We start from the raw sequence: 9,019 nt of genomic DNA, 5'->3' as shown, positions 1-9,019 counted from the left end.
AGGCGGTCTTGGGTATTGCGCTGGTCTTTCGGGCCTCTTCGCTGGCAAGCCAGCTCCTACAGGTCCGTGGAAAACCACGGATTCATGTCTAACACACAACATTGTAGGAGCCCGGCTTGCCGGCGAAGGCGGCCTTGAGTATTGCGCTGGTCTTTCGGGCCTCTTCGCTGGCGATACGCCACTGACGCTTTCATAGGAAACATTTCGAGGCGTAATTTTCAGGCGCCTTGAAAGATTCCACCTATCGACTACAAATACTCCAGCTATTAGCCGTCTGCCCAAGGGCGGTCTAGCCTTAACTAGCGCCGGTGCGGTCTGGCCGGCCCAGACCTGATAAGAAGATAAAGCAGGAGTCAGAAACCGACTAGGCATACCTGGGTCATCGCGTTGGTTACTCGCTTGCCAGTGCCGCGATGCCCGTTTGGCCACGATGATCAGTTGATCGACTTGCTGGGCCAACAGCCTGAGTCATTGATTTCACTCACCGCTATCGGACCTCAACCGGGACGATGGCTGAATGAACACGACCAAAGGTAGCTCACAGATGGGAACTGAAACGAAATGCCCGTTCAATCACGCCGCTGGTGGTGGCACCACGAACCGCGATTGGTGGCCGAACCAGCTTAATCTGAAGATCCTGCACCAGCACTCGTCCCTATCCACCCCCACGGACGAGGGCTTCAAGTATGCCGAGGCATTCAAGTCCCTGGATTTTGCCGCGCTCAAGCGTGACCTCGCTGCCCTGATGACCGACTCGCAAGACTGGTGGCCGGCGGATTTCGGTCACTACGGCCCGCTGTTCGTGCGCATGGCCTGGCACTCCGCCGGCACCTACCGTACCGGCGATGGCCGCGGCGGCGCCGGCTCCGGCCAGCAGCGTTTTGCACCGCTCAACAGTTGGCCGGACAACGTCAGCCTGGACAAGGCCCGCCGCCTGCTGTGGCCGATCAAGCAAAAGTATGGCGACAAGATTTCCTGGGCCGACCTGATCGTCCTGACCGGTAACGTCGCGCTGGAATCCATGGGCTTCAAGACCTTCGGTTTTTCCGGCGGCCGGCCTGACGTCTGGGAACCGGACGAGGATGTCTACTGGGGCTCGGAAAACAAATGGCTGGGCGGTGACGTGCGCTACGACAAGGCGCAAAAACCCGTGCAGGAACCCGGAGAAGGCCCGCTCGTTGCGGAACCTGGGAAAAACGAGGAGAGCCGCACCGATCAAGGCCGCAATCTGGAAAACCCTTTGGCGGCCGTGCAAATGGGCCTGATCTATGTGAACCCGGAAGGCCCGGAAGGCAACCCGGACCCGGTGGCCGCCGGCAAGGACATCCGTGAAACCTTCGGCCGCATGGCCATGAACGATGAGGAAACCGTGGCGCTGATCGCCGGCGGTCACGCGTTCGGCAAGACCCATGGCGCCGGCCCCGCCGACAACGTGGGTCCCGAGCCCGAAGCGGCTGGCCTGGAAGAACAGGGTCTGGGCTGGAGGAACAAATTCGGCAGCGGCAAAGGCCCGGACACTATCACCAGCGGCCTGGAAGTGACCTGGACCACCACGCCGACCCAGTGGAGCAACAACTTTCTCGAAAACGTGTTCGGCTTCGAATGGGAACTGACCAAGAGCCCCGCGGGCGCCCACCAATGGACGCCGAAAAACGGTGCCGGTGCCGGGATCATCCCCGACGCGCACGACCCGTCAAAACGCCGTAATCCAACCATGCTGACCACCGACCTGGCGCTGCGCTTCGACCCGATCTACGAGCCGATTTCCCGGCGTTTCCTGGAGAACCCCGATCAACTGGCCGACGCCTTCGCCCGTGCCTGGTACAAGCTGATCCACCGCGACATGGGCCCGCTCTCACGCTACCTCGGCCCGGAAATGCCTAATGAAGAACTGCTGTGGCAAGACCCGATTCCTGCCGTCGATCATCCACTGGTCGACGACAGTGACGTCGCGGCCCTGAAAAGCAAGCTGCTGGCCTCGGGCCTGTCGGTCTCGCAACTGGTCTCGACGGCGTGGGCGGCGGCGTCCACCTTCCGCGGTTCGGACAAACGCGGCGGTGCCAACGGCGGGCGTTTGCGCCTGGCCCCACAGAAGTTCTGGCAGGCCAACCAGCCCGACCAACTGGGGAACGTGCTGGCGAAACTCGAGGGTATCCAGCAGGAGTTCAACGCCGGTGGCAAGAAAATCTCCCTCGCCGACCTGATCGTCCTCGGCGGCTGTGCAGGTGTTGAACAAGCCGCGAAAAATGCCGGGCACACGATCACGGTGCCGTTCACGCCCGGGCGCATGGACGCTTCCCAGGAACAGACCGATGTCGAGTCGTTCGGTTTTCTCGAACCGATCGCCGATGGCTTCCGCAATTACCTCAAGGGCAGGTACAGCGTATCGGCGGAGTCGCTGTTGATCGACAAGGCGCAGTTGCTGACCCTGACCGCGCCGGAAATGACCGTGCTGATCGGCGGTCTGCGCGTGCTCAAGACCAACGCCGGAAACACCTCCCACGGCGTCTTCACCACGCGGCCCGAGGCACTGACCACCGACTTCTTCACCAACCTGCTGGACATGGGCGTGGAGTGGAAACCGGTGTCGGACGCCCAGGAAGAGTTTGAAGCGAGCGATCGCAAGACCGGCCAGAAAAAGTGGACGGGCACCCGAGTCGACCTGGTCTTCGGCTCCAACTCGCAATTGCGCGCGCTGTCGGAGTTCTATGCCAGTAATGGCGAGGAGAAGTTCATCAAGGACTTCGTGGCGGCCTGGACCAAGGTGATGAACCTTGACCGCTTCGACCTGAAGTGAGCTGAACTGCGAGGGGTGAGTTGGCGAGCGCGCAGCCTTTGACTGCGCGCTCGCCGATCACTCAGTGGGGCGCGCGGTGGATGGTCTTGAGCAGGTCTTCGGGGCTGATGTGCCCGACGACCTGTTGCACGCTGCCCGGTTGCGGCAGATCGAGGATGTGCCCCTTCATCTTGCCGATCACGTGCATTTCGCAAGGCTTGCAGTCGAATTTCAACGTGAGCACTTCGTCGCCGTGGATCAACTGCATCGGCGCGACCTTGGTGCGCACGCCCGTCACGCCCTTGGCCTGCTTGGGGCACAGGTTGAAGGAGAACCGCAGGCAGTGCTTGGTGATCATCACCGGTACTTCGCCCGTCTCTTCATGGGCCTCGTAGGCCGCATCGATCAGCTTGACCCCGTGACGGTGATAGAAGTCGCGGGCCTTCTGGTTGTAGACGTTGGCCAGGAACGACAGGTGCGATTCCGGGTACACCGGTGGCGGTGTGGTCTCGGCTTTACGGCCACCCCGTGGATGGGCCGCGATGCGCGCCACGGTGAGTGCTTCGATCACTTCGCGGCGCAAGGCCTTGAGCTGCGAGTTGGGAATGAAAAACGCCTGCGGCGCGTCCAGCTTGATGTTGGTGGCGTGGTACTCGGTGGTGCCCAGTTGGCCGAGCAGATCGTGCAGCTGCTCCAGGGCCTGCTCCGGCTTGTTGGCCACGCCGAACGGACCATCCAGGGCCACACTGGCGCTGATGCCCTCTTCGCTGGTGGCAATCAGTTCCAGGCGCTCTTCACGCAGGTGTGCCACCCAGGAAAGACCGATCCGGCGCTCGGCGGAGGTCTTTTGCAGCGCCTGGGCCCAGTTGTGATCCAGGTTGCGGCTCAACGGGTGATTCGGGCGCAACTGGTGCAAGCCCTTGGGCATCTCGTTCGGCTCGACGCGGTAGCGATAGCGTTTCTCGCCGTCTTCTTCGAATTCACCTTTTGGCTCGGCGATGTTGGTCCGCCAGCCCACCACTTCACGCTTGACCAGGACGTTGAGGCCGTCACCGTTGGACAGCGGCTCGTGGGTGACCACCAGCAGATCGCGCTTGCCGACTTTTTCCACCACGCCCACCGGCAGGCCGGTGAAGGTCGGCGAGTCGAAGGCGCCGATGTCGATCTTGCGCTCGCTGACGAAGTAGTCGGTGCTGCCACGGTGGAAGGTCTTGTCCGGATCAGGCAGGAAGAAATGCGCGGTGCGGCCGCTGGACGCGCGGGCCAGGTCCGGGCGGTCTTCGAGCACAGCGTCCAGGCGCTGGCGGTAATAGGCGGTGATGTTCTTCACGTAGCCCATGTCCTTGTAGCGCCCTTCGATCTTGAACGAGCGCACGCCAGCTTCCACCAGGGCGCGGATGTTGGCGCTCTGGTTGTTGTCCTTCATCGACAGCAGGTGCTTCTCGTAGGCGATCACCCCGCCCTTCTCGTCCTTGAGGGTATACGGCAGGCGGCAGGCCTGGGAGCAGTCGCCGCGGTTGGCACTGCGGCCGGTGTGGGCGTGGGAAATGTTGCACTGGCCGGAGAACGCCACGCACAGCGCACCGTGGATGAAGAACTCGATCGCCGCGTCGGTTTCGTCGGCGATGGCGCTAATTTCCTGCAGGTTCAGCTCGCGGGCCAGTACCAGTTGCGAGAAACCGGCCTGGTCGAGGAACTTCGCCCGCTCCAGGGTGCGGATGTCGGTCTGGGTGCTGGCATGCAGCTCGATCGGCGGGATGTCCAGTTCCATCACGCCCAGGTCCTGGACGATCAGCGCGTCGACACCGGCATCGTACAGTTCGTGGATCAGCTTGCGGGCCGGCTCCAGCTCGTTGTCGTGCAGGATGGTGTTGATGGTGGTGAATACCCGGGCGTGGTAGCGATGGGCGAACTCCACCAGGGCGGCGATATCGTTCACCTCGTTGCAGGCGTTATGCCGGGCGCCGAAGCTCGGGCCGCCGAGGTAGACGGCATCAGCGCCATGCAGGATGGCCTCGCGGGCGATCGCCACGTCACGGGCGGGGCTGAGCAATTCCAGGTGATGTTTGGGCAGGGACATAATATTTTTTAGTCAGGCTGTCACGGTCGAGGCGCGCATTGTAGCGGTGAAATGCCTGAGGGGCACCCGTGTACTGCCAGGTGGCGGCTTCCGGATACCCAGATGCATCTGCGCGTACCACAAACCCCTTGTAGGAGCTGGCTTGCCAGCGAAGGCGGCCTTGAGTATTGCGTTGCTCTTTCTGGCCTCTTCGCTAGCAAGCCAGCTCCTACAGTTTCGCGTGTGGGATTACGATCAGGCTTTGGCAGCCATTGCGGTGACTTCCACCCGCATCCCTTCGACCGCCAACGACGCCACGCCCACCGCAGCGCGCACCGGCCACGGTTTGGCGAAGAAGCGCTTGTAGACCTCGTTGAACGCGGCGCGGTCGGCCATGTCGGTGAGGTAGATGGTCAGGTGCAGCACCCGGTCCATGGAACTGCCGGCGCGCTCCAGCGCCACTTTCAGCGCTTGCAGAGTGCACTCGCTTTGCAGGGTGATATCGCCCAGTTCAAGGCTGCCATCGGCACGGGTCGGAATCTGGGTGGAGACCAGCATGCCGGCGAAACCGGCGACGTCTGAGGAAATGGAGTCCGCATTGGGATCGGGAACGAAGGTCAGGTCTTGGTTTGCCATGGGGGTCTCTTGCTTGAGGTGGTAAGTCGGCGGCGCGCGCATGTCAGCAGCGGCATGCACGGCGCAACGCCTGTTGCGCCGCCAGTTTACGGAACCGTCACGCCACCCGCTCGATTTTATCCGCACCACGCTTCTTGCCGTCGCCATTGCCGCGCATCATCACCCAGCGCACCACCTTGTTCCAGACATACGCCACCGCCACGCCACCGACGACGGCGAGCACCACCGCGAGCAGCGGATAATCGCCGAGGCGCCGGGCCACCGACAGGAACTGGAAGTGCGTCAAGTAGATATACAGGGTCGAGGAGGCAATCAACGCCATGCCCCGCGCCATCAGACCGGGTACGGGAATGGACCGGACCCAGATCACCAGGAGCGCGGCAGGCAGGGCAATATCGAAATGGCTCCAGATCTCGCCGGCGAACGGTCCATACCCCAACATGGCCACCATGTCCTGCCAACCCACCACCAGGACGGCAACGGCACTGACGATCCACTTCTGGGTGGTCGTACTGGCACTGTGAATGGCCATGCCGAGCACCATGATCGCCAGGTAATGCTGTGGCACCCGATTGAACAGCGCGCTCGCATCGAACACATAGAGACTGATCAGCACGTCAGCCACCGCCAACACGCATGACGCGATGACAAAACAACGAAACGGGTCTGCACTGATGATGTTTCTCACGCGCTCGAACGACAGCGCGAACCCGATGATCACCAGCATCTGCACCAGCAGTTCTATGTACCAATAGGTGAAGACACCGACGCTATCCGCTGTAAACCAATTGGAAATCAGCAACAGTGATTGCCAATGCACTTTGTCGAACAGCAGTTGCACCAACACCGTGTACAGGATCGTTGGCACCGCGATACTGGCAACGGACTTCACCAGCGTGCGCACGCTCCCGTACTCATTGATGGCCTTGAACTGAAACCTGGCCAGGCTGACCCCGGAAATCAGGAACAGGGCCATGGTTTCGCCGAACACCGGCCACGGTGAATACACATTGAAATGCCCCATCACAATCAACACGATGGACACCACGCGTAAAAACACCGGCACTTCCATGGCCCGGATCGAAAACCGCGAGGCCTTGGTGTCGCTGGCCAGTTCACACAATTCAACGACCGGGATCATTTCCCATTGATCGGGCAGATGGCCGATCAGCTCTTCCAGCACCATGGAAGCCTGCACAAACGAGAGTGAATCCCCGCCCAACTCAACGAACGTCAACTGCGGATCGATGCGCGGCACTTCAAGAATTTCCGCCCATGCCTGGGACAACTTGAGCGCCAGCGGCGACAGGTCCTGGCTGGCATTGACGGGGGCCGCCTGGCTATCGACCAGCGCCTGCAATGCCCGCTTGTCAATCTTGCCGTTGGGCGTCAGTGGAATGGACTCCACGAACACGAACAACGCCGGCACCATGTAGTCGGGCAGCGCCTGCCCCACCTGCTCACGCAGTTCAACCGCTGCAACCGGCTTGGCTGCAACGCAGCAGGCCACCAGCTTCACGTTCGAACGGTCGTTGTCGGCCAGCACCACGCACTGTTTGATCCGCGGATGCCTGGAGATCGCACCTTCGATTTCAGCGAGCTCGATGCGATGGCCGCGAATCTTCACCTGGCTGTCGCCGCGCCCCCGGAACATGACACTGCCATCGGCCAGATAAGTGCCCAGGTCGCCGGTTCGATAGCAGATGTCACCCTCGGCCCGGGTAAAGGGGTTGACCACGAACTTTTCCTTGGTCAGCGCTGCATCACCGTAGTAACCCAGGGACAGATACGGGCAGCGTATCAGGATCTCCCCGACTTCGCCTTCGCCGACCAGCCGATCGGCCTCATTGACCAGCAACAGTTGCGCGCCTTCGATACCTTTGCCCAGCGGGATCCTTGAATTGTCGAGCGCAGGATCGATCTGATGGTAAGCCATCGCCTGGGGCGTTTCGGTCGTGCCGTAGAAGTTGACGCTGATGGCGTTGGGGGCGATGGCGCAGATTTGCTGGTACAGGGTGTTGCTCAAGGCATCCCCGCCCCAGAACAGGTAGCGCAGGTCATCGAACTGCAAGCCACTGATCTTCGCCCCGGTTTCAATGAGTTTGCCCAAGGGCGGCGTGAGGTGAATGACGGAGATCCCGTGCTGGTGTATCCATTTGGCCAATGCGGCTGGATCGATAACGGTCGACTGGGCCGGGATCACGACCTTTGCGCCAATGGACAGCGGCGTGAACACGTCCCTGTAGACCGGGTCGTGACCCAGCCCTGACAGCAGGGAAAAGCAACTGTCCCTGGTCAACGAATGACGCTGGCTATGCCATTCGATGAAATGCACCAGGGGCGAGTGATGGGTGACAATCCCCTTCGGCTCGCCGGTACTGCCCGAGGTGAAGGTGATATAGGCCGGGTCTCCAGGATTGACCTCTGGCAAGCCCCTTGGCTCGACGGCGAAGGCCTTCAGCACGTCGCCGGGCATTTCAGGGATATTGACCACGCGTATCGCGGACGATCGCCGGGGATCGAGCTCGAACGCGGCCTCGCCGCAAACGAGGACAAAACTCGGCTCGAGCACCTGGATGATCTGCTCGATGCGCGCACGGGGATAGGCCATGTCGGCAACGGTGAAGGTCAAGCCGGCGCGCGAGGCACCGAGCATGGCGTACACCAGCCCCGCACAGCGCCCGGAGACGATCACCACCCGGTCGGATGGCCTCGCGCCCTGTTCAAGCAGAAAGCCCGCCAGGCGCTGGCTGATCGCTTCCAGTTCGCCGTAGCTGCACGTGGCGTGTTGGGAAACCACCGCCACGGCATCGGGCGTGCGTCCGGCGTGCTGCAGGAAGTCCATGAAAATCGGACGTTCGACACAATACTCCAGGTCCAGCGTCGGGTTTGGGCGCGCATCCTGCATATTATTGATCGACTCCCCAGGGCCTGTACGAGGTAGACACGACGGGACGCTGGCAAACCAGAGACTCCCCCCAAGAAGCTAGCACAGCTGCCGTGGCCCGCCAGTGCGCCGGCCAACATACGCTGGCCGCGTTATCCTCTCCACTGCCGGGGACTGACCCCGGTCTTGCGGCGAAACGCCCGGGCCAGTGCCGAAGAGCTTTCATAACCGACCTCTTCGGCGATCCATCGGGGCTTGCCCGACCACCCGTTTGAAGTGTTCGGCGAAACTGGCCCTGGACATGTTGGCCGCCACCGCCAGTTCGGCCACGCTCCAGGCCTTGCCGGGCATCTCGTGCATTTGGTTCAAGGGGCGCGCCAGGCGCAGATCGGCCAGGCCGGCCATCATGCCCGCTGCAGATCGCGAGTGCTCAGGATGTGGCGCATCAACAGGATCAAAACGCTGACCCACGACCTGAACAACGTCGCCCTGACCGATATCGATTTTCCGGCTATCGACGGCTGAACCACCCTGCTGCTGGCTTGCCAGCGATAGCGGTGTAACGGCCACCATCGCATCGCCAGCAAGCCGGCTCCTACAGATGCGCGTAATGCCCCAGATCCAACAGCATCCACAAATCCTGTAGAAGCTGGCTTGCCAG

4 protein-coding genes and 1 pseudogene are annotated in these 9,019 nt (G+C 61.7%); 1 reads left to right on the top strand and 4 read right to left on the bottom strand.

What is annotated here, in order from left to right:
- Nucleotides 1-544: 544 nt before the first annotated feature.
- The gene (gene katG / locus SOP85_RS30230; RefSeq protein ID WP_323629310.1) at nt 545-2,797 is read left to right on the top strand and encodes a catalase/peroxidase HPI; all 2,253 of its coding nucleotides are present in this window, start codon (nt 545-547) and stop codon (nt 2,795-2,797) included.
- Nucleotides 2,798-2,858: 61 nt separating this feature from the next.
- Here katG and SOP85_RS30225 read toward each other — a convergent pair whose 3' ends face one another.
- From SOP85_RS30225 to SOP85_RS30210, 4 genes and pseudogenes are all read right to left on the bottom strand, one after another.
- The gene (locus SOP85_RS30225; protein WP_323629309.1) at nt 2,859-4,856 is read right to left on the bottom strand and encodes a peptidase U32 family protein; all 1,998 of its coding nucleotides are present in this window, start codon (nt 4,854-4,856) and stop codon (nt 2,859-2,861) included.
- 234 nt (nt 4,857-5,090) lie between these two features.
- Complete coding sequence (locus SOP85_RS30220; protein WP_323629307.1) at nt 5,091-5,471, bottom strand: RidA family protein; 381 nt, start codon at nt 5,469-5,471, stop codon at nt 5,091-5,093.
- Between the two features lie 97 nt (nt 5,472-5,568).
- Nucleotides 5,569-8,379 (bottom strand): amino acid adenylation domain-containing protein, encoded by a 2,811-nt coding sequence (locus SOP85_RS30215; RefSeq protein WP_323629306.1) that lies wholly within the window; start codon nt 8,377-8,379, stop codon nt 5,569-5,571.
- A 131-nt stretch (nt 8,380-8,510) separates the two neighbouring features.
- A pseudogene (locus tag SOP85_RS30210) lies at nt 8,511-8,846 on the bottom strand (AraC family transcriptional regulator); the annotation flags it as partial.
- Nucleotides 8,847-9,019: the final 173 nt, after the last annotated feature.

Source organism: Pseudomonas sp. YuFO20 (genome assembly GCF_035064975.1).
Taxonomy (GTDB): Bacteria; Pseudomonadota; Gammaproteobacteria; order Pseudomonadales; family Pseudomonadaceae; genus Aquipseudomonas; species Aquipseudomonas putida_AE.
The sequence above is the reverse complement of the archived record's forward strand: the minus strand, read 5'-3'. Positions and strand labels throughout refer to the sequence as shown.